This is a genomic window from Hydrogenimonas cancrithermarum, from assembly GCF_030296055.1.
Classification (GTDB): Bacteria; Campylobacterota; Campylobacteria; order Campylobacterales; family Hydrogenimonadaceae; genus Hydrogenimonas; species Hydrogenimonas cancrithermarum.
On the sequence record NZ_AP027370.1, the window covers coordinates 677,169 to 700,088 of the forward strand.

24 protein-coding genes, 1 tRNA gene and 2 pseudogenes are annotated in these 22,920 nt (G+C 48.2%); 12 read left to right on the top strand and 15 right to left on the bottom strand.

Features of this window, described 5'->3' with window-relative positions; translation table 11 throughout:
* Nucleotides 1-5: 5 nt before the first annotated feature.
* The 3 genes from QUD54_RS03470 to QUD54_RS03480 are packed head-to-tail and all read right to left on the bottom strand — an operon-like array spanning nt 6 to nt 3,020.
* The gene (locus QUD54_RS03470) at nt 6-1,100 is read right to left on the bottom strand and encodes an RND family efflux transporter (protein ID WP_286337571.1); all 1,095 of its coding nucleotides are present in this window, start codon (nt 1,098-1,100) and stop codon (nt 6-8) included.
* A 28-nt stretch (nt 1,101-1,128) separates the two neighbouring features.
* The gene (locus tag QUD54_RS03475; protein WP_286337572.1) at nt 1,129-2,400 is read right to left on the bottom strand and encodes a TolC family protein; all 1,272 of its coding nucleotides are present in this window, start codon (nt 2,398-2,400) and stop codon (nt 1,129-1,131) included.
* Nucleotides 2,397-3,020, bottom strand: a complete 624-nt coding sequence (locus QUD54_RS03480; RefSeq protein ID WP_286337573.1) for a TetR/AcrR family transcriptional regulator — start codon at nt 3,018-3,020, stop codon at nt 2,397-2,399. The genes QUD54_RS03475 and QUD54_RS03480 overlap by 4 nt, the downstream gene beginning before the upstream one ends.
* Before the next feature lie 113 nt (nt 3,021-3,133).
* On the opposite strand from QUD54_RS03480, the gene QUD54_RS03485 reads away from it, so the two are divergent.
* The 8 genes from QUD54_RS03485 (at nt 3,134) to QUD54_RS03520 (ending at nt 10,117) form a co-directional block, all read left to right on the top strand.
* Nucleotides 3,134-3,634 (top strand): hypothetical protein, encoded by a 501-nt coding sequence (locus QUD54_RS03485; protein ID WP_286337574.1) that lies wholly within the window; start codon nt 3,134-3,136, stop codon nt 3,632-3,634.
* Nucleotides 3,635-3,703: 69 nt separating this feature from the next.
* Nucleotides 3,704-4,210 carry a hypothetical protein gene (locus QUD54_RS03490; RefSeq protein ID WP_286337575.1) on the top strand — a complete coding sequence of 169 codons (507 nt, stop codon included), beginning with the start codon at nt 3,704-3,706 and terminating at the stop codon, nt 4,208-4,210.
* On the top strand, nt 4,197-4,907 hold the full coding sequence (locus QUD54_RS03495; protein WP_286337576.1) for a sulfite exporter TauE/SafE family protein: 711 nt from the start codon (nt 4,197-4,199) through the stop codon (nt 4,905-4,907). Before QUD54_RS03490 ends, QUD54_RS03495 begins: the two co-directional genes overlap by 14 nt.
* Before the next feature lie 527 nt (nt 4,908-5,434).
* The gene (locus tag QUD54_RS03500) at nt 5,435-6,379 is read left to right on the top strand and encodes a transporter (protein ID WP_286337577.1); all 945 of its coding nucleotides are present in this window, start codon (nt 5,435-5,437) and stop codon (nt 6,377-6,379) included.
* Nucleotides 6,380-6,406: 27 nt separating this feature from the next.
* Nucleotides 6,407-7,381: an ABC transporter substrate-binding protein gene (locus QUD54_RS03505; protein WP_286337578.1), complete on the top strand. Its 975-nt coding sequence runs from the start codon at nt 6,407-6,409 to the stop codon at nt 7,379-7,381.
* A complete protein-coding gene (locus QUD54_RS03510) occupies nt 7,381-8,163 on the top strand; it encodes an ABC transporter permease (protein ID WP_286337579.1) in 783 nt (260 codons plus the stop codon). Before QUD54_RS03505 ends, QUD54_RS03510 begins: the two co-directional genes overlap by 1 nt.
* Complete coding sequence (locus tag QUD54_RS03515) at nt 8,151-8,888, top strand: ABC transporter ATP-binding protein (protein WP_286337580.1); 738 nt, start codon at nt 8,151-8,153, stop codon at nt 8,886-8,888. Before QUD54_RS03510 ends, QUD54_RS03515 begins: the two co-directional genes overlap by 13 nt.
* Nucleotides 8,888-10,117: an NnrS family protein gene (locus QUD54_RS03520; RefSeq protein WP_286337581.1), complete on the top strand. Its 1,230-nt coding sequence runs from the start codon at nt 8,888-8,890 to the stop codon at nt 10,115-10,117. The genes QUD54_RS03515 and QUD54_RS03520 overlap by 1 nt, the downstream gene beginning before the upstream one ends.
* A 228-nt stretch (nt 10,118-10,345) precedes the next feature.
* Here QUD54_RS03520 and QUD54_RS03525 read toward each other — a convergent pair whose 3' ends face one another.
* The 4 genes from QUD54_RS03525 to QUD54_RS03540 all read right to left on the bottom strand — a co-directional run bounded on the left by QUD54_RS03525 (nt 10,346) and on the right by QUD54_RS03540 (nt 13,502).
* Nucleotides 10,346-11,377, bottom strand: a complete 1,032-nt coding sequence (locus QUD54_RS03525) for a cytochrome-c peroxidase (protein ID WP_286337582.1) — start codon at nt 11,375-11,377, stop codon at nt 10,346-10,348.
* A gap of 70 nt (nt 11,378-11,447) precedes the next feature.
* Nucleotides 11,448-12,320 (bottom strand): sulfurtransferase, encoded by an 873-nt coding sequence (locus QUD54_RS03530; RefSeq protein WP_286337583.1) that lies wholly within the window; start codon nt 12,318-12,320, stop codon nt 11,448-11,450.
* 22 nt (nt 12,321-12,342) lie between these two features.
* Entirely contained in the window at nt 12,343-12,990 is a 648-nt protein-coding gene (locus tag QUD54_RS03535) for a ferritin family protein (RefSeq protein WP_286337584.1), read from the bottom strand.
* Nucleotides 12,987-13,502, bottom strand: coding sequence for a ferritin-like domain-containing protein (locus tag QUD54_RS03540; RefSeq protein WP_286337585.1), 516 nt, complete (start codon nt 13,500-13,502; stop codon nt 12,987-12,989). The genes QUD54_RS03535 and QUD54_RS03540 overlap by 4 nt, the downstream gene beginning before the upstream one ends.
* A 179-nt stretch (nt 13,503-13,681) precedes the next feature.
* On the opposite strand from QUD54_RS03540, the gene QUD54_RS03545 reads away from it, so the two are divergent.
* The gene (locus QUD54_RS03545; RefSeq protein ID WP_286337586.1) at nt 13,682-14,095 is read left to right on the top strand and encodes a Fur family transcriptional regulator; all 414 of its coding nucleotides are present in this window, start codon (nt 13,682-13,684) and stop codon (nt 14,093-14,095) included.
* Between the two features lie 185 nt (nt 14,096-14,280).
* On the opposite strand, the gene groL is transcribed toward QUD54_RS03545, so the two are convergent.
* Entirely contained in the window at nt 14,281-15,924 is a 1,644-nt protein-coding gene (gene groL / locus QUD54_RS03550; RefSeq protein WP_286337587.1) for a chaperonin GroEL, read from the bottom strand.
* A 14-nt stretch (nt 15,925-15,938) separates the two neighbouring features.
* Nucleotides 15,939-16,208, bottom strand: a complete 270-nt coding sequence (groES, locus tag QUD54_RS03555) for a co-chaperone GroES (protein ID WP_286337588.1) — start codon at nt 16,206-16,208, stop codon at nt 15,939-15,941.
* Nucleotides 16,209-16,418: 210 nt separating this feature from the next.
* Here groES and QUD54_RS03560 point away from each other — a divergent pair, with 210 nt between their 5' ends.
* A complete protein-coding gene (locus QUD54_RS03560; protein ID WP_286337589.1) occupies nt 16,419-17,921 on the top strand; it encodes a hypothetical protein in 1,503 nt (500 codons plus the stop codon).
* 53 nt (nt 17,922-17,974) lie between these two features.
* Nucleotides 17,975-18,051, top strand: a tRNA-Met gene (locus QUD54_RS03565).
* A gap of 204 nt (nt 18,052-18,255) precedes the next feature.
* On the opposite strand, the gene QUD54_RS03570 is transcribed toward QUD54_RS03565, so the two are convergent.
* Complete coding sequence (locus QUD54_RS03570) at nt 18,256-18,792, bottom strand: antirestriction protein ArdA (RefSeq protein WP_286337590.1); 537 nt, start codon at nt 18,790-18,792, stop codon at nt 18,256-18,258.
* Between the two features lie 208 nt (nt 18,793-19,000).
* Between QUD54_RS03570 and QUD54_RS03575 the strand changes: the two are divergent.
* Nucleotides 19,001-19,231, top strand: a pseudogene (locus QUD54_RS03575) (transposase); the annotation flags it as partial.
* A gap of 237 nt (nt 19,232-19,468) precedes the next feature.
* Here QUD54_RS03575 and QUD54_RS03580 read toward each other — a convergent pair.
* From QUD54_RS03580 to QUD54_RS03590, 5 genes and pseudogenes are all read right to left on the bottom strand, one after another.
* Nucleotides 19,469-20,551, bottom strand: coding sequence for a hypothetical protein (locus QUD54_RS03580; RefSeq protein ID WP_286337591.1), 1,083 nt, complete (start codon nt 20,549-20,551; stop codon nt 19,469-19,471).
* A 258-nt stretch (nt 20,552-20,809) separates the two neighbouring features.
* Nucleotides 20,810-21,661 carry a hypothetical protein gene (locus tag QUD54_RS03585; RefSeq protein ID WP_286337592.1) on the bottom strand — a complete coding sequence of 284 codons (852 nt, stop codon included), beginning with the start codon at nt 21,659-21,661 and terminating at the stop codon, nt 20,810-20,812.
* A 368-nt stretch (nt 21,662-22,029) separates the two neighbouring features.
* Nucleotides 22,030-22,281 carry an SOS response-associated peptidase family protein gene (locus tag QUD54_RS12015; protein ID WP_406600584.1) on the bottom strand — a complete coding sequence of 84 codons (252 nt, stop codon included), beginning with the start codon at nt 22,279-22,281 and terminating at the stop codon, nt 22,030-22,032.
* Nucleotides 22,164-22,511 (bottom strand): annotated as a pseudogene (locus tag QUD54_RS12020) (SOS response-associated peptidase family protein); the annotation flags it as partial. The pseudogene QUD54_RS12020 and the gene QUD54_RS12015, both read right to left, overlap by 118 nt.
* Complete coding sequence (locus QUD54_RS03590) at nt 22,411-22,635, bottom strand: SOS response-associated peptidase family protein (RefSeq protein ID WP_286337593.1); 225 nt, start codon at nt 22,633-22,635, stop codon at nt 22,411-22,413. The gene QUD54_RS03590 and the pseudogene QUD54_RS12020, both read right to left, overlap by 101 nt.
* Nucleotides 22,636-22,920: the final 285 nt, after the last annotated feature.

Consider the following 22,920-nt stretch of genomic DNA (forward strand, 5'->3'; position numbering starts at 1 on the left):
TTCCCCTACTTCTTCACGACAACGGCGATACCCGTAAGCAGTTTCAACAGGAGATCGGGTTTGGCGACAACAACAGGTTTGCCCACGATACCCTCCTCTGCTACGACAATCCCCTGTTCGCCCTCCGCTACGATTTTCGTATCATGCGCTACGGCATGGCCATGCTCGACCGTGAGGACCAGATGCTTTCCGTTTTTGTTCAGCAACGCATCGACCGGAAGCATCACCCCCCGCCCCTTGTAGACTACGATGTCGACATCTCTCTTCTCTCCCGTTTGAAGGCCGCTGTTGAGCGGCAGACTCCGGTACTCTTTCAAGCCGTTGTAGGTATGGTTCAAAGGGTAAAGCCTGTAGGTTTTGCCGTTGTAGATCATCTGTTCGGCCGGCAGATTGTCGGGAAGGCGCACCATCAGATAGTCTCCTGCCTTTGCGGAAATTTCGAGAAGGGGTTTGCCCGGCATCGCCAGATCGCCGGGATTGACGAAGGCTTTGCCGACCGTACCGCTGACAGGTGCTTCGATAACGGCATAATCGATCAGGTTGGCCACCTCTTTGGCACTGGAGACCAGTAGCTCCATCTTCGCCTTCACCCCTGCAATCGCCGCTTTTGCCGCAGCGATCTTGCTGACTTCGGCATCGAACTCTTCCTGCGACGCCCCCTGGACTTCCAACAGCTTGCGGGTACGTTCATGCACGGTTTCCAGGTTTGCAAGCGACGTTTTCCGTGCCGCCATCTCCTCTTTTGCCGCAATCATCTGGGCTTTGATGCCCTGAAGTTTCGCAAACAGATCTGTCGTATCGAGTTTGGCGACCACCTCCCCTTTTTTCACATGGGCACCGGCCTTGTCGATCATGACGACACGTGCAGAGAGTTTGGAAGCGACCACCGTATCGTTCTCGTTTTGCACCACGGCGATAAAAGGCAGCGTGAGTGTCACCTCCTCCATCTTCGGCGTAACGCTCGAAACCACTACGGCATACTCTTTTGCCGGCGGTATCATCGCCTCTTCCGCCTTTTTGTGCTTCACCGCACGTACCGCCAACATAACGATCATCGCAACCACAACGATTCCGGCAACTATCTTTACATTTTTTTTCATTTTCTACACTCCCATCCTTGTAACCTGATTACCGAACGATCTCGGAGAGATCCTGGCCATAAATCACCGCCAACTGTGCCAGTGCCTGCCAATGGTTCGCTTCCGCTTCATAAAGCCTGCTCTGTGCATCGAGCAGCGCCTCTTCATAACGCAGGTACTCCTCTTCGCTCATCCGTCCCGTCTCATACGCCACTTTGGCATAGGCCAGCAGCTTCTCCCGGTTTCCTATACTCTTTTTCGCCAGTTCTGCGGAGCGTTCATAAAGACGCAGCGACCGATGCAGCGCTTTGGCCCTGGCTTCGAACTCCTGCGCCGTTTTCGACAGACGAAACCGCGCTTTGCGAAGATCGATCTTTGCCTGCTGAATGGCGGTGTAATCGCTCTTTTCAAACAGTGGCATAGAGATGCCGACCATATAGTTTCCGTATCCACGGTGGACGTCCTCACCGGTAAAGACATCGTGCTGTGCATAGTTCTCGCTCCACATGGCACTGGCCGTCACTTTCGGATAGAGTACGTCATAGGCCGCCTGCACATCATGTCTGCCGGCTTCGACTTCATACTGCAGAGGCTTGAGGACAAAGAGTTCTCCTCGCCTTACGGAACCGGTTTTTTTCAATGGCACCGGGCCATCCAAAGCGAGTCCCGTCAGCGACTCGATCACACTTTCGATCTCCGCCTCCTCGATTTCGGCACTGTTCATCGCCGTATCGATCCGGTTGATCGACTCCTCCATCTTCTCCAGAGCGATACCGGCCGCCCTTCCGCTTTCGACTTTTATCTTTGTATCTTCATATATTTTCCGTATCGATTTTTTACGCGCATCCAACGCCTTTTTGAGTGCAGTGAGATAGCGCCACTTCGCATCGCTTCCAAGAATTATCGCCTCGTTTTGCAGCCTGCCCAGCCGCTTTCTGGCTTTCGCACTCCCCGCCATCGCCATCGCTTTGTCATGCAGACTGAAAAGCTCCTTGACAAAGATCGGAACGTTTACCTTCCCCCCGATACGCTCGATCGTCTGTGCAAACGGAATCGGCTCACGATCGGCGGTCAGCCGGTTAATCTCCGTCGGTGGTACCGGGCGCAGATTCGTCGCCGAATTGTAGTGTTCGTAACTTGCAAAAAGCGTAGCACTCGGATAAAGCTTCTCCTTCACTCGCTGTGCCGTCAGTTCGGCATACTCGGCCTGCATCGCATCGAGCCTGGTCTGCGGCTGTCTCTTAAGCGCGTCGAACAACTCCCCGATCGTCGCCGCCTGCAGACTCATTGCCACCGCGACGCATAGAACCAGACGTTTCATGACTTCTCCTCTTTTTTGATCGCTTTGAGAATCTTCTGGGCAAGAATTCTGGAGAGATCTTCGAGATCGGGCTCCGGGATCACTCTAAAATCGCCTCGCACGTGCGACGTCACCCGCTTTCGAAGGTTTTCGGTGGTCTGGTGCATAATGAGTGTCGAAACGATCATCATCTGAACCACCATCGGGTTCTCCATCTCGAAAACTCCCCCCTCAATCCCTTCGTTGAGTATCGCCGTCACGATCCCCAGGGTACGCGCGAGTTCGGCTGCTACGGAATCGGGCATATGGCTTCCGTTGTCGGCAAACGCGTGTGCCAAAATCGCGGCGAAGCAGCTGTTTCGTTTCAAAAATGCACCGAACGTTTCGATGTAACGCGCCAGCTGGCTTTCACTCGTCATCTCTTCCGACACAGCGGACTCCAATGCATCCGCCAGCCTGCCCAGCCGCTGCAAAAGCACCGCCTCGTAGAGCGCCGCTTTGTCTTTGAAATGGTAGTATATGGCCGGTTTGGTCACACCGACCTCCGCCGCAATCTCCTCCAGCGAAGCCGCGCCGAAACCGTACAGGGAAAAGTGTTTCGCCGCGACATCGAGGATCTTCTCTTTTTTGCTCTCCCGCACAACTTCTCCTTACTTATCGTTAAGTAAGTATAACCAACTATCCTTAAACCATTCACAATACGTTTATTGATCTATGCTAAGATACTCACGACAATCATCCCAAGGAGAAAGACATGATTAAAAAATCCCTTCCGTTTCTGGCAGCTGTTTCTCTCATCTTCACAACAGTCCAGGCGCAGCCAAACAAACCACAGATGCAGCAGCAAAAACAGATGCAGGGCAAAAAAAAGTCCAAAAGCAACAAAGCGATCTTCCTGATCCAACGCGGCCTTCCCCACTACACGATGATCCTGATGAAACTGTGGGACAACCCAAAACTTGCCCTGACTCCCGAGCAGAAAACAAAGTTCGAAATCGTTCGAAACAGAACGATTCAGGGCATCATGGAGCTCAAGCCGCAGATTCAGCAGCTTGGAAAAAAGATCGTCCAAGCGGCAAGAAACGGTACGGAACCAAAAACACTCTATGCCGATATCGACAGATTGGCCAAATTGAAAGCGGCGGCGACCAAAGTACATCTGAACTGTATCTATGAAACACAGCGTATTCTGACACCGGAACAGATCGCTTTCATCGACAACTTTCTCAAACAAAAACGTAAAAAACGTCAGTAAAAAACTCCCCCCATCCTCTTCGGAGGGGGATTAACCCCTGCTTAACACTCCTTCGATACCATTACAGGTATGAAAAAGGCACTTATCGTTATCGGATTCATCCTTCTTGTCGTCGCCCTCTTTCTCTCATTGGCCGACAAGCCGCACCCCAAAATCGTTTTGACAGGCAATACCGGGCACGAGCCGATCGACTTCACTCCCAAAGCCTACCAGTGCAGTGCCTGCAAAATGCCGATCGAGGGTAAAAAATATGCCGGTGAAGTCGTCGCTCCCGATGGCAAAACGTGGTTTTTCGACGATGTCGGATGCCTCGGTGCATGGATCGCCGACCAGAGATTCAAAGCCAAAGCCGTCATCTGGGTCTTTACGATCGATTCAAAACGGTGGCTGGATGGAAGAGTGGCGTGGTATTCGGTTTTCGAGAGCACGCCGATGGGGTACGGCTTTGGAGCTTATGAAAAAAAAGGGGAGGGAATGATCGACTTCGACACGATGGTAGAGCGGATGGTGAGGGGAGAGAACCTGACCAACCGTGATTATGCACAAAAACTGACGAAGCAGCATGGAAGCGATTAATTTTCTCTCGATCGCCACGATCGCCTTCCTCGGATCGTTCGGCCATTGTGTCGGCATGTGCGGCGGTATCGTCCTCGCCTATACGGGCGCAAAGGTCGATCCGAAATGGAACCGGACACATCAGGCGACGGCCCATCTGCTCTATTCGCTCGGACGCATCACTACCTACACCGTCATGGGCGCGCTTTTCGGTTATCTAGGAAGCGTCGCAACCTTCAGCGGCTACACCGTCGCTGCACTCTTTCTCTTCGCGGGTTTCGTGATGATCCTCACCGGCCTCTCCATCATGGGCAAACTGAAATTTCTGACCATCATCGAACACTCCATCATGAAAAGCGGATGGTACCAAAAGAGTTTCCGCGCCCTGATGGGCAACCGAACCCTCTTCAGCTTCTACCTTCTCGGCATGATCAACGGCCTGCTGCCGTGCGGTTTCGTCTACTTCTTCGCCGTCACCGCCGCCAGCACGATGAGCCCCTTCTGGGGTGCTATCGTCATGCTGGTCTTTGGCCTCAGCACCATCCCGGCACTTTTTAGCCTCGGCTTTTTCACCGGCCTGATGCAAAAAGGAAAACTGCGAAAAACGATGATCACGATCGCCTCGATCGCCGTCATCATCTATGGCCTCTTTATGGTTTACGATGCGACGAAGTTTATTTTGCATCCAGAGAGAAGTTTATTGCACTGTTGTGATTGAGGTTCTCTTTTTATTCCCCTGAGGTGCGTTAAGAATCGGGTGATCATTCATTTTCGAAACGATAAAAAATGATGGGCTTACGATATCAATACAAAAGCCAAATATCAATATAGAATCTTCCTTTTTGAATCCATTTCAAGATTATCGATGGCCTAAATGGGTTCTCAACATCTTTTATCTTTTTGGTCGTTTTTTATTTCGCCACCAACTTCAAAGGTTCGACCGTTCACTAAGAAATCTCCGCTTTTAGAGAGAAGGGCATGTTCATTTAAGAGTGCCGGTTGATTTGAAAAATAGCTGACGATCTGATTGACAAAGAATGTCTCTCTTTCATTTTCTGCTTTTGTTCATACGCGATTGCACGTATTAGATTTGGATTGGCGCAGGGCCAGCTGATAAATTTGTGTAAAAAGCGGGTTTTTCCCACTCCTGTTATGAACTTGATATTTATTATCATTTTTATAATTACTTAAGAAATTCTCCGCTACACTTCCTTATTGAAAATGATTATTATTCAAGGAACAGTTTTGCGAAAAATATTCTTGACCTCATTTTGCTGTTGTATGGCGATGCATGCACAGGTGATACCTGGTATCAATTCCAAAGCGGGAGCGATGGTCGTACCGGAAGGGAAAGTGGTGATAGGTCTCAAGCGTATCTATTTCAAAAGAGAGAGTATGTTTGACGGCACCGATGAAGTGACGAATCGGGAAAATCTCGATGCCAAAGCCAGTGTCACGCTGCTTGTGCTGCGCTACGGTGTTGCGAAAAATACTGATATCAGGGTCATGATCCCCTACAAGCAGATCGAAGCGACGGCCAAACTGGGACCAAACGATGTTGCCATCGACAACAGCGGTGTCGGGGATATCGTCGTGATGGGGAAATATGTCTTGCGGGATATGGCTGCATACGGATATCAGGTCGCTGTCGAAGCGGGCGTGAAACTGCCTACCGGATCGACTGACAGCGATTTCAAAAAAGCACCTTCTTTCGCACAGGGTGTGCACACACCGATGCCTACCCAGATGGGAACAGGTGCTGCAGAGTACAAGGCGGGGATCGGATATTCGCAGATGATCGATTCGACCTGGAGAGTCGATGCCCATACGATGTACACCTACCGTCCCAAAGCCGAGCACGATTATGACTTCGGTGACGAGTGGACAGTGGATCTTGGAACGACAAAAGCGCTGAGCGACAAGTTCAATATCGGAATAGAGTACAACTTTAAATACAACTCCAAAACAGATATGGGGAACGATACCAACCCTATGCTGCGTTCAAAGCTTCCGTTCAAAGCTTTCAGCGGAAATGCGGGATATATCACGCCGCAGATCGAGTATCTGCCTTTTGGCAAACCGAAAATCCACGTCGGAGTCGGTGTATCGTTCCTTGCGCATTACAATCTCAAAGAGTATCAACCGTTGGAAAAGAGCAGAGTGGTGGCCCGTGTGGGGTACCTTTTTTAATTTAAAATGAAAAACGAGGGGAAAAATATGTTGAAAAAAATTGTTATGTTGGGGGCACTGCTGATCGCTACAGCGACTTTCGCTGCCCAGAAACTGGAAAAAATCGTTATTGCCGGTCCTGCGGCGAATGTCTCACATCCGATCTTTCACATGATCGAAACGGGTGCACTCAAAGATGTCGCAAAAAAAGTGGAGTTTCGACTCTGGAACAATCCCGACCAGCTGCGGGCGATGATTATCAACAAAGAGGTCGATTTTGTCGCGATACCTACCAATGTAGGTGCCATTTTGTACAACAAAAAACAGCCCATTCAGCTGCTCAATGTCTCTGTCTGGGGAATTTTGCAGATTCTGGTCAGGGACAGAAGCATCGATACGCTCGAAAAGCTCAGAGGCAAATCACTCGTCGTGCCCTGGAGAGGAGATATGCCTGACATCGTACTGCGCTCTATCATGAAGGAAAAGGGGATCAGTAAAAAAGAGATCAAACTCATCTATGTCTCCAATCCGATGGATGCCGCACAGCAGCTTATCATGAGACGACAGGACAATGCCCTGTTGCCGGAACCCGCTACATCAATGGTGCTCCGAAAGACCAAATCTTTCCCTGTCAGCATCGTCGCACCTGAACTCTACCGCGGTATCGATCTGCAAAAAGAGTGGGGAGCAGCTTTTGGTACGGAATCCAAAATCGCACAGGCAGGTATGGCGGTTGTCGGCGATATACGTCAGAACAAAGCGGTCATTGAAGCCTTTGAAAAAGCATACAAAGAGGCGATGGCATGGTACAAAGCACACCCCAAAGAAGCAGGTGAAATGGTTGTCAAACAGATCAAGATGTTTACCCCTGAAGCGGTAGCGGACTCCATCGCGCATGTCCAGCTGGATGTTGTGCCGGCAAAAGAGGCGCGTAAAGATATCGAATTTTTCTTTACCCAGATGAAAAATGACAGTCCGAAAATCATCGGCGGTGCATTGCCGGATGAAGGATTTTACTACTGATGGATGCGGTCAGAAAGATTCTCAGGGATTTTCCCGCCTTTTTATGGAGCGGATGGGGAGCGATTGCCTCCATCTTCCTCTTTATCGCGGTATGGGATGTGGGCAACCAGTTTTACGGAGATATGATTCTTCCTTCTCCGATGGATAGTTTCAAAACGGTAGCAGATCTTTTCCAAGATGAAGAGTTTCTCGAAAATCTCTTCATCACCGTCGACCGTGTGGTGGTCGGGTTTGGCATCTCTATGCTGGTGGGAACGGTACTGGGACTTCTGGCGGGCTTTTTTGTCACCGCGTCGATGACCAGCCGTCCCATCATCACCATTTTGATGGGTATGCCGCCGATTGCGTGGATCGTTCTGGCGATGATCTGGTTCGGTATGGGCGATGCGACGGTGGAGTTTACCGTTTTTGTCGCTTCGATGCCGATTGTCTTTATCGGCGCACTTCAGGGTACGCGCACACTCGAAGACAAATTTGAAGAGATGGCGGATACTTTCAAAGTTCCCTTCATGATGAAGTTTACCGATATCTATCTGCCCCATATATTCTCTTATATTTTTCCCGCCTGGGTGAGTGCACTGGGAATGGCGTGGAAAATCGTCGTCATGGCAGAACTGCTGGCGACGAGTGACGGTATCGGTGCGGCACTTGCCCTCTCCAGAAGTCAGCTCGATACCCAGACTGCGCTGGCTCTGGTTGTGATCATGATCGGGCTTTTGATGCTGGTAGAGTATATCTTTCTGGAGCCGATCAAACAGGAGGTCGAAAAATGGCGAGACTAAAAGTAGAACATCTGACCTTTTCGTTTGGATATAAAACGATTCTGGAAGATATCGGTTTTGAATTGCAGGAAGGTGAAGTGCTCTCCGTCGTGGGACCCAGCGGCGGTGGGAAAACGACACTGCTGCGCCTGTGTGCCGGACTTCTGGATCGGCAGGAGGGTTTGATCGAGAACAGCTTTGAAACACAGTCCATCGCTTTTCAGGATCCCCGTCTGCTGCCGTGGAAAAATGTCATAGACAATATCGCTTTCGGACTCAAAGCCTTGGGAGTTCCCAAAAGCGAACAGCTCCAGCGTGCAAGAGAGATCGCACTGCGCTTCGATCTGGAAGAGGATGATTTCGACAAATTTCCCAAGGAACTCAGCGGCGGAATGAGTCAGCGGGTCTCTTTTGCCAGAGCACTCGTGACGAAACCGGATCTGCTCTTTCTGGACGAGCCTTTTTCGGCACTCGATATCGGACTCAAACGGGAACTCCAGAACCATGTCATCGAACTGATCGGAAAGAAGGAGATCACCATCTTTTTCATCACGCATGACATCATGGAAGCGATCCGTCTGAGCGACAAGATATTGCTGCTTGAACCCGATCCGGGCAGAATCGTCAAAACATTTACGTTTGATCGCCCGCAGAGCCAGAGGGACGACGCCTATGTCTATCATGAGACAGCAAAACTTCTGAGCGATCCCTACATCATCGAGACATTTGAACTGGAGTTAAAATAATGGCAGCTACCAAACATTACGAATCCTATCCTGAGGGGAATATTCCAATCTTTTTGGCTTACGGATTTCGCCCCGCATTTTTACTGATGGCACCCTATATGATCCTTTCGATCCTTTTGTGGGCGCTTTATTATAACGGTACCATTACACTCGGTTTTATCTCTGACGGCTTGAGCTGGCATATCTACGAGATGCTTTTTGGTGTCGGTTTTCTGGGAATGGCGGCGTTTATCTTTACCGGTGCTCCTGAACTCTATCCGGGGACGGTACCTATTGTCGGCAAAACACTTGCCGCTATTTTCGGACTCTGGATGATAGGGCGCGTGACATTCTGGATGATGGGCACTATCGGTGTCTATCCGACTGCCATCGTCAATATTCTGCTGTTTGCATGGCTTACCCTGCTGGTGATCAAACCGATTTTTAAAGATCCTGCCAAACGGCATGTCAGTATCGCCTATGCTTTCGTAGCGGTACAGGCAGCGCAGATATGGTTTTTCCTCAGCGTCGCAGGTATCGCAAAGACAGCACCTCTGGAAGTTTTGAAAGTATCACTTGGTGTTTTTCTGGTATTGATTATACTGGCGATTCGCCGTGTCAATATCGAAGCGGTGAGTGAGATACTGGAGCTGGAGGGGAATGAAGAGGCATTTTTCGCCCGCCCGCCGGCATACAATCTGACTATCTTCATGATCACACTCTTTACGACACTTCAGTTTTTCTTTCCAGAAAACAGAGCACTGGGCTGGATCGCTCTGGGTACGGCTGCCGCCAGTCTGGCGATACTCAACGATTTCATCAACTACGATGAAACCAATATCCTTTTTGAAAAGCTAATCGTCTCGCTCGAACTGCTGCCCATACTGATCGCCATAGGATACGGACTCATCGGGTACAACTATCTCAGCGGTCTGCACTATTTCGACGGCGATCTACTGCATGTGCTCACCACCGGCGCCTGGACACTCTCGTTCTATCTGGTGATGATCGTCATCACCATCGTCCATACGGGAAGAGACATCGCCAAAGAGCGTAACGGCTGGATCTGTCTGAGTGTCGCTCTGATCGTACTGGCGACGATCCTTCGCATCGCCGTCGCCTTCTATCCAGAGCAGGCATCGACCCTTTACCTACTTTCGGCTCTGATTTGGAGTGCACCATTCCTGATCTACATAATCCGCTATTCCGAATGGCTGCTTTCACCGCGAGTGGATGGATTGCCGGGATAACACAGCATACTGACATTCCAGGCAAACCACTCAAACGTGATACGAAATACCAAAAGAAAAATTTGGCAATCTAATTCTGACACTTTTATGTATTGTCGGTACCATGATGAAAAGTAGGCTTTTCAGCGTCGACTACTTATACCCATATGAAGCCTATGTATCATGTGAGCAAAGAAGGTCAAAAAAGTAAAATGGAAAAACAGAGCTCCGCCAAAGCGGAGCTTCGAGTTAGTTCAGGTCAGGTTTTGGTGTTTTGTCGGTACTTGCAGGAAGTTCGGGATAACGGACATACGGTTTCTTGCCGGTCAGCGCACCGAAGAACGCTTTGATCTTGTCGGCCTCTTTGTCGCTGATCTTCACGCCAAGCTGGGTTTCACCCATGATTTTGATCGCCTCTTCGATATCCCAGACCGCACCGTTGTGGAAGTAGGGGCGTGTTTCGAGAATGTTGCGCAGTGTCGGCGTCTTGACCATTCCGTTTTTGTCACCTTTGAAGTCGCCGACATTGGCATACTTGTACTTGCCGACGGCAGGGAACGGCTGCATGCTTCCACCGAGCCCGACGCCGTTATGACAGCTCGCACACCCTTTGTCGATAAAGATCTTCAGCCCCTCTTTCTCTTTCTTGGTGAGCGCTTTGTCACATCCGTTCAGAAACTCGTCGAAGCGTGAAGGGGTGACGAGTGTGCGCTCGAAAACGGCGATAACGTCCGCGACATCTTTGAAGCTCGGTTTGAACTTCGGATCGTTATAGGCTTGTTTGAACGCTTTGACATACGCGGGCATGGAGTTCACGACCTTTTCGACATGCTCTTTCGTCGCCGCCATTTCAGGCGTCGCCTGGATCGGCCCCTGTGCCTGATCTTCGAGATCCGGGCTTCGTCCATCCCAGAACTGTTTTTCCATAAAGACCGCATTGTAGACGGTTGGAGAGTTCAGGTGGTGCGGATTTCCTCTCCATTTGTGGCCTGTCGCCACATCGACACCATCGACGCCGCCGGTCGCAAGGTTATGGCATGTGTTACAACTGATGAGGCCGCTTTTGCTCAGCCGTGGATCGAAATAGAGTTTTTTGCCCAATTCGATTTTTTCGTCCGTCACCGGATTTTTCGGATTGTCGATGAGTTTATAAAGCTCTGTCTTGTTTTCCGGGATCGGCTTGAGTCCCGCCTGTTTCGCTTTCTCGATCAAAGCGTCGGACGCGACGGCACTGAGACCGAATGCTGCAACGACACTCAATGTAATAGTCAATTTTTTCATATTCCTGCTCCTTCAAATTTTTTTAGAATAATACCATTAAAAGATAAATTTTTTCCTTAAATAAACTTCTTTACTCCCACCGATATTTCGTCATCGGTGTATCGTCACGGTTCGCCCACTCCTTCATCGAAGCGTCGTAAAGTTTCGCTTTGGTGAATCCGAGCAGTCGATGGAGCACGAAATAGTTCATCGATGTCTCAAGGCCACCCGTGCAGTAGGTGACGATCTCTTTTTCCGGGTCGAGACCCATCCCGTCAACCAGCATCGCTTCGATCGTGGCGGCCGGCTTCATCGTCCCATCGTCGTTGAAGCTGTATTTCCAGAAATAGCTGCTTGCACCGCTGACATGGCCGGCACGTTTCAATGCGGGCTGCTTTCTGGCACCGAAGTAGAAAACGGCCGGGCGGGCATCGAGCATCCGAACTTTTCCGATACGTGCTTCGACCCCCTTCAGGTCCACCGCCATTTTCGGATGGAACGAAGCTTCGAAATCTCCTGGCTCGACGGCCGGTATCGCTTTGGAGAGCTTTCCACCCGCTTTTCGCCATGCCTTCAGGCCACCGTCGAGCATCGCCGTATTTTTAAACCCGTAGAGCTCCATCGCCCATATCACATAAGAGGGCTTGAGCATATCCTTACTGTTGCTGTGGTGCGAGTAGACGACCACTCTGCTCTCCTTGCCGATGCCCAGACGGCGCATCAGTGTCTCGATCTCCTCCATGGAGCGGACGAGGGCGAATTTTCCATTCACTTTCCGCCATTTTCCGATGCCGCTCTGCACGGCACCCGGAATATGCCCCTTTACATAAAGTTTTTTCGAAGAGAGATCGACGATAACGAGATCTTTGTCATTCAAATGGGCTTTCAGCCACTCGGCATTCACCAGTGGCTCCATCGCGAAAAGCGAAAGCGAAACCGCAACGAGCATTAAAATTTTTATCATCTATTTTCCTTTTGTTTCGACATCAGCACAAATGTTCACGCTTGAAATACTCCTGCGGTGCTTTGCAGAGTGGACAGGCTTTGGGTGCTCTCTTGCCGCGATGGACATGGCCGCACACTTCGCAGACCCAATACTCCTCATCGCCACTTTCGAAAAATCCCTCCTCTTCGAGGCACTTTTTGAGTTCCGAATATTCGCGTTCATGCTCCACTTCGACTTTGCCGATCGCTTTGAGAAGCCTCGCGATCGAGTTGTATCCCTCCTCTTCGGCTATTTTCGCAAAATTCGGATACATCTGTGTATGTTCGTAATGCTCACCCTCCATCGCGATATCGAGGTTTTTGAGTGTTTCGTAGATCTCGATACCGTAGAGCAGCTGGTTGTAGGCTTTGAATTCCGCCTTGGCATGATACTTTTCGTTCAACGCCGCTTCCTTGAAGTGCTCGGCGATACGGTGCCACCCCTCTTCATACGCCATCTCGGCGAAAAACTCATACTTGTTTCGCGCCATCGATTCACCGGCGAAGGCTTTCATCAGATTGACCGCTGTCAGATTCTCGGTCGTGCATACCATCTCTTCACCGCAGCAGACCAGCGTACCGCCACCCACTCTCTGGACTTCGACTTCGTTGCCACACTTCTCACACCTGTATGTTTCGTACTGTCTCATGAAATTGAACCTTTGATCTGGTCGATAAACTCCGTAATATCCTCGTGCAATGCCACGAGATCCTCTTCATGTTCCACTTCATCGGCAAGAATCTGGCTGACGATGTCGTAGGTCACGATATCTTTTCCCTGCGTCATCTCCGCGAGCTGACTGTAGACGCCGATGGCACACTGCTCTCCCTTGATCGCGTCTTCGAGAATATTCAACACATTGAACTCCGTCGGTGCGTCGTAACCGCAGTTCGTCTTTTCGAACCACTCTTTCGGATGTAGAATCGGTGTGCCACCCAACTGGATGATCCGATCCGCTACCATACCGGCATGGCGAAGCTCGTCCGCCGCATGCTGATCCAGTTCGGCAATCGCCGCATCTTTCATGATCCCTTTGACGACCTTGCTCTCTATGTAGTACTGATAATAGGCCAGCCACTCGTCCGCATACGCCCGGTTGAGTAGATTGATCACTTCACCGATCTCCAAACCCTTGATGATCGAATTTCCTCGAGTCGCCATAATTTCTCCTTTTCTATGGAAAATATTTTTCCTTTGATAATTATTGTATAATTTTCCTTAAAAGAAAATAATTTTCCTTAAAAAGGATATCTCTTTATTGTATTATTCGAATAGTTGATGTATAAACTTATAAAAACAAAAACTTCGGTAAAATGCCGAAATTTATAGAGGGAGATTTTATGAAAGGGACCGCGGAACTGCTCAAAGAGCATGAACTGAAAGTGACGCCACAGCGGTTGAAGATCATATCGATGCTCGAAAAACATGGGCATATCAATATCGAAGATCTTTATCAGGAGATGCTTAAAGAGTTTCCAAGCGTATCGCTTGCGACAATTTACAAGAATATCAATCAGATGATCGAAAACGGCCTTATCCAGGAGGTCAAACTGCCACAAGCCAAATCGGTCTACGAGCTCATCAAGGATCCGCATCTGCATATGGTATGCGATAGATGCCATAAAGTCGAAGACATCGTCATCGGCGTTGAAAAAATCATAGAAGAGGCTGAAAATTTAAGCGGCTATAAAATCGAAGAGAGCTTCATAACTCTGCGCGGAATCTGTCCTGAGTGTCAGGCCAAATCCCGATAGTACACTCCATTAGGCATTCCATTCGCATCTTCACCATTTATCCAAAACCCTATGTGCCGAATTGCATTATGGTCGGTTCGGTTCATTGATTCGACAGGGCCGAAGAAGAAGGGGTTTGTGTAGTAAATAAAAAAAGGCAAGCGGGAGCATCCCGCTTGCCTTTTCATGGTGGAAATGGGCGTCGATTACATCATGCCGCCCATACCTCCCATACCACCCATATCCGGCATTGCCGGAGCGGCGGCAGCTTTCTCCTCTTTGACTTCGCTGACGGTCGCTTCGGTTGTCAGCAGAAGGCTCGCAACGCTTGTCGCGTTCTGGAGTGCGACACGCTCGACTTTGACCGGGTCGATAATACCCGCTTCGAGCATGTTCACATACTCACCGGTTGCCGCGTTGAAACCGACATTTTCGTCTTCGGCACACTGTACGTTGTTCGCGACAACGCCTGCATCGAAGCCGGCATTCTCCGCAATCTGCTTGAGCGGAGCGTTGACAGCGCGCAAGATGATGGCCGCACCGATCGCTTCGTCGCCCTCGAGATTGAGCTCGACCTTGCTTGCAGCGCGGATCAGTGCCGCACCGCCACCGATAACGATACCCTCTTCCACAGCCGCTTTGGTCGCGGAGAGTGCGTCGTCGACGCGGTCTTTCTTCTCTTTCATCTCTGTTTCCGTCGCAGCACCGACTTTGATGACCGCGACACCTCCGCTAAGCTTCGCGAGACGCTCCTGCAGTTTCTCGCGATCGTAATCGCTTGTCGTATTCTCGATCTGAATTTTGATCTCTTTGATGCGCGCTTCGACTGCCGTTTTGTCACCCTTACCATCGACGATCGTCGTATTGTCTTTATCGATAACCACGCGGCCCGCCTGTCCGAGATCCGCAACGGTTGCACTCTCGAGTGTACGTCCGACCTCTTCACTGATAACGGTACCGCCGGTCAGTGCCGCAATGTCTTGCAGCATCGCTTTACGTCGATCACCGAATCCCGGTGCTTTGACCGCCGCGATGTTGAGGATACCGCGCAGTTTGTTGACGACCAGTGTCGCAAGCGCTTCACCCTCGACATCTTCCGCGATGATGAGCAGTGGGCGGCCGCTTTGCTGGATGCCTTCGAGCACCGGAAGGATATCTTTGAGGTTCGTGATCTTCTTGTCGGTCAGAAGAATGTACGGATTTTCGAGAACGGACTCCATCTTCTCGGCATCGGTGATGAAGTATGGGCTCAAATATCCGCGGTCGAACTGCATACCCTCGACCACTTCGAGTTCGTCGATGATACCCTTGGCCTCTTCGACGGTGATGACGCCGTCTTTGCCGACTTTTTCCATCGCTTCGGCGATCAGGTTACCGATCGTCTCGTCGGAGTTTGCGGAGATCGTCGCAACCTGTGCGATCTCTTTTTTGTCTTTGACCTCTTTGGCGATCTTCTTCAGCTCTTCGATAATCGCGTTGGAGGCTTTGTCCATACCGCGTTTCACTTCGATTGGGTTGGCACCGGCCGTGATGTTGCGCAGGCCCTCTTTGAAGATGCTGTATGCAAGAACGGTTGCAGTGGTCGTACCGTCACCCGCTTCGTCGGCTGTTTTGCTCGCAACCTCTTTGACAAGCTGCGCGCCCATGTTTTCGATAGTGTTTTTGAGCTCGATCTCACGTGCGACGCTCACGCCGTCTTTGGTAATGCTCGGTGCACCGAAACTCTTTTGAATGAGTACGTTGCGTCCGCGCGGCCCCATCGTCACTTTGACCGCATCGGCCAGTTTTTTCACGCCTTCGAACAGTTCGTTGCGTGCCGCATCTGAAAAATGAATCTCTTTAGCTGCCATCTTTCACCCTCCTCTTATTTCAAAATTCCGAGAATGTCGTCGCTGTTGAGAATAAGCAACTCTTTTCCGTCAATGGTAATCTCTGTTCCGCTGTATTTGCCGAACACGACTTTGTCACCCACTTTGATGTGGCCTTCCTCTTCTACTTCCGGTCCAATCGCCAGAACTTCAGCCTCCTGGGGCTTCTCTTTGGCGTTATCGGGAATGATAATGCCGGATGCAGTTTTTTGTGGTTCATCAACACGCTCTACCAAAACTCGGTTCGCAAGTGGTTGGAAACTCATTGACGCTCCTTTCGTGATGTGGATTTTAGCAATTACTTTTTATAAGTGCCGAAATTTTAACCCAAAATTTTTTCTTTGTCAAGATATACATCGAATTATTTAGCTATATCGATGCACATTCTTTAGTCTTTTTGACTAAATGTTTAAACTACAATCCTCTATTCATGGCGCTCATGATATAATGTGCGAAATATTGTATACGAGGAAACGATGATGAAAATATTTGTGTCGATGCTTTTTCTGCTCCTTCTACTATTTGGAGCGGCTTACGGCTTACTCTTTACCACTCCCGGGAACAACTTCCTTCAGCCGCTTCTTGAAAAAAAAATAGCTGCACAGGTACCATTGCCGACCAGGTTGGAGACATTTCTTCTTCGCCCGGATCGTTTCGAGTTTGCTCTCAAAATCGGAGACGATACGATCATTTCCACCAAAGGTACGATGAATCTGCTGTCACAACACGTCGATGCGACTTACGACGTCGAAATCCAGGAACTTTCAAATCTTCAAAAACTCATCGGAACCAAATTCAATGGGCCGTTCAGGACACACGGGAGCGTCAAAGGCGACAAAGAGCGGATGCAGATCGATGGCGAGAGCGATATCGCCGAAAGCGAGACGGCATATCACCTGACACTCAAAGCGTTCAAACCCGGGGATCTGAAAGCCGATGTCGAACATCTTCATATCGAGAGGCTTCTGCATATGCTCGATCAACCCGATTACGCCCAGGGAATCGTGAATATCAAAGCCGATATACCCAGTCTGGATATGGAAAATCTCGATGGAAAGGTGCTGACGACCATCAGAAAGGGACTTCTTCACCCTCTTCCGATCGAGCGGGATTTCAACCTGAGCATCCCGTCCAATTTTACCTTCAAGGGTGACATAGCGACAGACCTTGAACATACCAAAGCCGTTTCCGATCTATGGTTTGTCACATCGGTTGCGAATCTGAGCGCGAAGAGACTCGCTTACGATATCAAAGAAGGAGCGCTCTCCACCGACTATACCTTGAATGTACCCGACCTCGACAAGCTCCACTTCATCACCAATCAGCACATGAAAGGCGATATAAAAATCACCGGCGATGTCGAAACCTCCAAAAACCTGGTCCAAGCCACAGCGCACTCCGACACATTGGGCGGCGCTTTCGATGCCCTTTATAAAAACGGAATCGCCAATGTCCAGATCAAAAACATCCAAACCGTTGCATTGACCGACATGCTACTCTATCCGCATATTTTCGATTCCCGTGCCAATGCGAAACTGACCTTCGATACGCTGAAACAGATAGGAACCCTCCATGCCGAGCTTCTTAACGGACAGATCCTTCCCAATAAAATGAGTTTCCTTCTTCAACAACTGGCGAATTTCGACATTACGAAAGAGGTGTATGAACGTACCATCATCGATACAAAAATCGACAAGAAAATATTGCGGTCGGACCTCTATATGAAAAGCCGTCTGACGGAAATAAGTTCGAAAGATGGAAAGATCGATCTTGAAAATCAAACCATCGATACGACGCTCGACATCAAAATTCGAAAAATGATGCTGCCTGTAACGCTCGAGGGGCCACTGATGAAACCGAACATCAAAATAGATAAAAATGCTCTCTTGAAATCGAAGGCAAAAGAGGAGATCGAAAAGAAACTTCCTGAGAGCATCAAAAACTCTCCGGCGGGCGATTTGATAAAAAGCTTCTTTTGACTCTTGACAAATCCTCTGGGTTAGGATAAAATACCGCTCCACAAACAGAGGTTGGCTGGGTAGCTCAGCTGGCTAGAGCGCTGGTCTCATAAGCCGGAGGTCGGGAGTTCAAGTCTCCCCCCCGCCACCATACTTCAAGTCCTAAATTCAGTGATTTCAATCCTATTCTTTCAACTCTGATTTCGTTTAAGTTTTCTCTAGGTGACACTTTGGGTGACACTTTCAAGATTTTCTACTGATTTTCTTTCGGACAAGCAATGCAGAGTCCACGCAGTGGAAAGTATTGATTCAACAAACGCAGTGCGTTAGTCTTCTCCACTCTTCCACGTTCTGTTCAATAGTGGTACTCGTAGATGTCACCGTCATATTCGCGGTAGCATCCTTCGTACTCCAGATCTCTTGCAATACCCTCGTAATCGATATGATTGGCGATAAGTGCTGGGATATTATCAAGGTTATAGCTTTCCTGGATCAGGTTATAAGCGACATCCTCCATCTCCTGACCTTCGTGGATGATTACTTCATCGGAACTGGCGATAGCGTCGTCAATATCGAGTGATATACCTTGATCCAGGAGAAACCGAACTGCTTTGAGCTGATATGGCTGGAGTTCGGAGAGTTTTTGAACTTGATCGTTCAGTTCGAAGAGGTTTGCGTACTCTTCCACGTCAAGCACCTGCTCTTCTTCCCATTCGTAGTCTGTTATGAAATACTCCTCGTGATCTTCCGTCTTACAAACGGTTTCACCCTCGTTCAGCACTTCTGAAATCGTATGTGAGAGCTCAAAAGAGGTCAGTGGCAGTTCGATCCATTTCCCACCCCAATGTCCTTCGTTGTACGCCTGCAAGTCTGTAAGATAGACTTTTAACATGATTACCTCCTGTGATTTGGATTCATCACTAGAAAGGAACCAGATAGGAGAGATGTCAGTGGCGGTGTTCGGGGTACTATACTCCAAGGGTGTGGAAAGAGGTGTAAAGAATCCTTTGGGTGTGAATACCCCGGGGCATTCCGAAAGTATCGGGACTGTGAGTTAATACTGAGGTCGTAAGTCTGTGAAGATTTTTTGAAAAAAGTTTCGGAAGATCATCTATACAACCAACATCATCGAATCGGTCCACCGGCAATCAGGAAACTGAACAAAAACCAAGGGAGCCTTTTCGAATGAAAATAGCCTGCTGAAACTGCTTTATATGGGCATCTAGAATGCCAAGAAGAAGTGGTCCAAGCCCATCGCCAACTGGAATCTGACACTGTCCCAGCTGGCCATCATCTACGAAGGCAGGCTTGACGGGGTATTGGAGCTTTGATATGATTTCGGTCTACTGGATCCTGACACAAAATTCTGAACAGCCTCGCAGTATTCACAACCTCTTTACAAACCATCTCGCCTTCTCTGTTGTCTTTTCTTTCGTCTCATGGATGCCGGGCCATAATTGATGGTCGACGGTGAGTTCGATGAAGAGCCTGAAGTCGTCTATAACGAAATTCTTCCGAAACTAGGCGTAGCTATTCTCCCTAATTGCTTTCGTCAACTGATACAGACATCACCCATTAGGACCATACGGGGAATCTTTAGGTAATAGATACCACGGTGTTGGCGTTACGGGGTACTGAACTACAATCTTCATGTCCTTGTAACAATATATGCCTTTTCCTGTCTCGTGGGTACTCCCTCCAAGAAAAGTGGCGGTCCAGCCCCGCGCGATATAAAAGATTTTTCTTACTTTGTAACTCCCTTTGTTTTCTCGAAATTCGTTCAATGCTTTTTCAACAAAGGGGAGCCCAGTCGCGATCTGCAGTTTTTCCACAATGATCGATGCGTCGAGATTGACAAAATCGAAGTCGTACGCACTCAGTTTTTTGTAGACATTGGGCAGTAGATCCCGCTCCATGGGAGAGTCCCAGTGTTTGCACTGCACAAGATCCAGGGTGCGGTTTTTGGGCGAAATGTAGACCAGGTCGACCCCTTTGTCTTCAAAGCCCCTGATTTGACCATTGTAAATGACAAGTCCGCCGTTTTTTTCGTGGTGGAGCCCAATGAACAGTTCGTAATTTTTCCCCTTCTCAAGCGGATGGGGTGCGGCGGCGATTTGGGGATCGGCGGCCACTTTGAGGCCGTGGACGATTTCTGCGAAAATAACAATCGGCATTTGTATTATGGCAACGAGGATTTCCAGCAAGGATTTATCGTCCGGTTTTTTTCTTGGGGGCGGCAGGCAGGGTAGCCCCTGGCTCCAAAAATCATCCGTCTCGAGCAGACGGGCTATCCGGAACTCGAGCTGCTCCGCCTTTAGCCGAAACAGAATCTCCATCGTGTCCGTGTCGTCATCTTTCATCCTGGCGTATAGTGCCGCTATTTTTTTCGCATCCCTGTTGCCATAATGGACCGTCAGTTGCTGTTCGATATCGTCGAGGACCGCATCCATGTCTCGGCCACTCTTTTCTGACCCACGGACAGCGGATCGGCGAAGGAAGTCTATGCGTTTTTGGGTTCGGTACCGAAGCCAGCCCAGGCCAAGATCCTCGTTTTTTGCGGCGGCGTCCGTCCCGTGCCACCGAAGGAGTGCCTCGAGGGTACGTTCAAACTCATTAACCTGTTTCGCGAGAAGATTCAAAATATGCTCCATAGTTTAATTTTTAGTCTAAAAAGCGGATGGAGTCTGAGTACGGCCGTATCCCTCAATGTTTCGTCAAGCCAGAGCCGTGCATCTTCCAGTTTCAGTATGACGGGTATCCGATCGTGGATGGGTTTCTATCAGGGAGTATTCGAATTTTTATGTTATACGGAAAAGTTCATGAAAATTCAGCAGGAGTGACATAAAAATTCTAACACTCCCATGATACTAATACAACTTATACAATTTTATGAAACAACGTGCTTAAACCTAAAAAGGGGGTAGATTATTTTCTTGCATTATTTTGTCTGACCATAGGTATAATTCTTGCATATTTCTTAATTCATCTTGATCATTTTTTACAAAACCTTGTTCGATTGCTGTTTTTTTATTTTTTAGCCACGATTTTAATAAACTATTTAAATATGGAATATTTTCTGTTTCTATTTCTCCATCACTACCTACAAGTTCGCCTATTTTGTGACCAAGCCATATTGAATATTCATTGGCTGATTCTCCATCCCCATTATCAGCTGCTAGTGACATCCAGTCGAGAATACTTGCATCATCAACTTCTACACCTTCCTCTTTCATTACCATTAATGAATACCACATTGCTATTTGAGCATATACATTACCATTATCAGCGATTTCAGACAATTCTTTTAACGAATATTTCATGATTAAATTTTTTATTTGTTCATCACGGGAATATTCTTCTTTCTGGTATTTCCCAAGTTTATACATTTTCATTACAAAATCTATTACTTCCCGACGAAAACTTCCAGCCAAGTGTTTATCATGCAGCAAAGCAATACTATATTTATTCATTATATTTTGTGCTTTCTCTGCAGATGCAGACATTTCTCTATTTATAGAACCTCTAAATTCTTCTATATGAATACCACTTTGTATAGCAAACAAGGATGAGTCTTTATCACCACGTGATGCAGCATCTAATTCGGCCAAAATAAATTCCAATGCAATGTTTTTATTTCCACCTAAATGTTTAGTTAATACTAATGCTGCTTCCTCAGCTGCTTTATGAAATCCAACTTCTTTAATTAATTCAGTAAGGGGATTATCAGAAGTCTTTTTTTTACCAAAATTAAAAAATCCCATTATAATATCCTTTTTTATTTATATGTGCCATCCGGCGTCAAATTGGATGATAATCCACCTGTATATGAACCACTTGGTGGAATAGTCACATTATTGTCACTAACATAATGACCATCTGTAGTTAAGGTCAATCTTCCATCCCAACCCTGTTACAGTATAAGTTGATATATACAAGATAGCAGTTATTATATTCCTAAATCCTTTTTTTCATTTTTTCATTGAATGTTTTTTTACAAAGATATGAATACTAACATTATTGTCTTAAATTAATATCAACAAATATATTATTGTTTAAAGGCAGTATACATCGCTTACCATTATATTGCGAGCCATTGTATAAAAATATAACTGGCCAATCTTCCAGATAATCATCTTCGATAGGTTTCATTAGCGGTCTCAAAACAAAAGAATCTCTCACTGTCTCGACTAACCACAGTCAAACGTCTTCTGGCTTTATAATAAGCGGCATTCGATCGTGGATGGGTTTTATAATCTCGTATCGTACAGCTTTTAATGATCTCATCGTCTTCATGCCACTCGTCCCAAATACCGGCAAGCAATAGATAGGATTTCTCCCTGGCTCTGAAGTACCAGGGCTGTTTCGTTTTGGAGCCGGGGATCTTCTGCCATTTTCGTAGAAGCCGTTGACGGGAATCAGACAGCGACGATATTTGAAGGATGAGGCATAGGCGGGTCTCCTGGCCACATCTTCGGCCCTGGCGTTAATCATTGAGTATTTGGTGTTTTTCTCATTTACCCAATGTGGGATAAGCCCCCCAGTGCATGGGGTAGAGAATGCCGTGTTCATTATGCTCGTACCAGACTGGCAAATCTGTGGATGGCGGAACATTGTACCCCAGGGTATCGTAAACGATATGGTCTTCGACATTGCCCTCGTAATATTTTCTGACGTCTTCTTTGACTGATTCGAGATCGTACATATCCACTCTGCCGCACATCGGTCGTATCTCCAAAGTTGATTGTCATAGTACAGCGCGAGACGAATTAGTCTTTAGACTCCCTTTAGTCGAAATCCACGGCAATTCATAGTTTAGCATTTAGGTTCTGGAATTTTGGATGAGTAGGAAAATCTGTGTGAAACTCCCGTGGGTCAGGCATTCAAAAAATTTGGAGTGGAATGATAGGCTTTAGGGTCTCTTTAGATTCGGCCAATATGCCAATAATTTAGGTTTGGCCAAAAAGCACTGCACTTCGATACTCACGACTTCCATGCCGCATCTGCATCGAGCAGGCTAGTC

What these genes read in the sequence shown, in the direction of transcription:
- QUD54_RS03580 (WP_286337591.1), bottom strand. Translation starts at nt 20,551, where the DNA reads ATGGAGCATATTTTGAATCTTCTCGCGAAACAGGTTAATGAGTTTGAA.
- QUD54_RS03570 (WP_286337590.1), bottom strand. Translation starts at nt 18,792, where the DNA reads ATGTTAAAAGTCTATCTTACAGACTTGCAGGCGTACAACGAAGGACAT.
- QUD54_RS03505 (WP_286337578.1), top strand. Translation starts at nt 6,407, where the DNA reads ATGTTGAAAAAAATTGTTATGTTGGGGGCACTGCTGATCGCTACAGCG.
- QUD54_RS03525 (WP_286337582.1), bottom strand. Translation starts at nt 11,377, where the DNA reads ATGAAAAAATTGACTATTACATTGAGTGTCGTTGCAGCATTCGGTCTC.
- QUD54_RS03490 (WP_286337575.1), top strand. Translation starts at nt 3,704, where the DNA reads ATGAAAAAGGCACTTATCGTTATCGGATTCATCCTTCTTGTCGTCGCC.
- QUD54_RS03475 (WP_286337572.1), bottom strand. Translation starts at nt 2,400, where the DNA reads ATGAAACGTCTGGTTCTATGCGTCGCGGTGGCAATGAGTCTGCAGGCG.
- QUD54_RS03535 (WP_286337584.1), bottom strand. Translation starts at nt 12,990, where the DNA reads ATGAGACAGTACGAAACATACAGGTGTGAGAAGTGTGGCAACGAAGTC.
- QUD54_RS03515 (WP_286337580.1), top strand. Translation starts at nt 8,151, where the DNA reads ATGGCGAGACTAAAAGTAGAACATCTGACCTTTTCGTTTGGATATAAA.
- groES (WP_286337588.1), bottom strand. Translation starts at nt 16,208, where the DNA reads ATGAGTTTCCAACCACTTGCGAACCGAGTTTTGGTAGAGCGTGTTGAT.
- QUD54_RS03470 (WP_286337571.1), bottom strand. Translation starts at nt 1,100, where the DNA reads ATGAAAAAAAATGTAAAGATAGTTGCCGGAATCGTTGTGGTTGCGATG.
- QUD54_RS03510 (WP_286337579.1), top strand. Translation starts at nt 7,381, where the DNA reads ATGGATGCGGTCAGAAAGATTCTCAGGGATTTTCCCGCCTTTTTATGG.
- QUD54_RS03530 (WP_286337583.1), bottom strand. Translation starts at nt 12,320, where the DNA reads ATGATAAAAATTTTAATGCTCGTTGCGGTTTCGCTTTCGCTTTTCGCG.
- QUD54_RS03560 (WP_286337589.1), top strand. Translation starts at nt 16,419, where the DNA reads ATGATGAAAATATTTGTGTCGATGCTTTTTCTGCTCCTTCTACTATTT.
- QUD54_RS03545 (WP_286337586.1), top strand. Translation starts at nt 13,682, where the DNA reads ATGAAAGGGACCGCGGAACTGCTCAAAGAGCATGAACTGAAAGTGACG.
- QUD54_RS03520 (WP_286337581.1), top strand. Translation starts at nt 8,888, where the DNA reads ATGGCAGCTACCAAACATTACGAATCCTATCCTGAGGGGAATATTCCA.
- QUD54_RS03495 (WP_286337576.1), top strand. Translation starts at nt 4,197, where the DNA reads ATGGAAGCGATTAATTTTCTCTCGATCGCCACGATCGCCTTCCTCGGA.
- QUD54_RS03540 (WP_286337585.1), bottom strand. Translation starts at nt 13,502, where the DNA reads ATGGCGACTCGAGGAAATTCGATCATCAAGGGTTTGGAGATCGGTGAA.
- QUD54_RS03485 (WP_286337574.1), top strand. Translation starts at nt 3,134, where the DNA reads ATGATTAAAAAATCCCTTCCGTTTCTGGCAGCTGTTTCTCTCATCTTC.
- groL (WP_286337587.1), bottom strand. Translation starts at nt 15,924, where the DNA reads ATGGCAGCTAAAGAGATTCATTTTTCAGATGCGGCACGCAACGAACTG.
- QUD54_RS03585 (WP_286337592.1), bottom strand. Translation starts at nt 21,661, where the DNA reads ATGGGATTTTTTAATTTTGGTAAAAAAAAGACTTCTGATAATCCCCTT.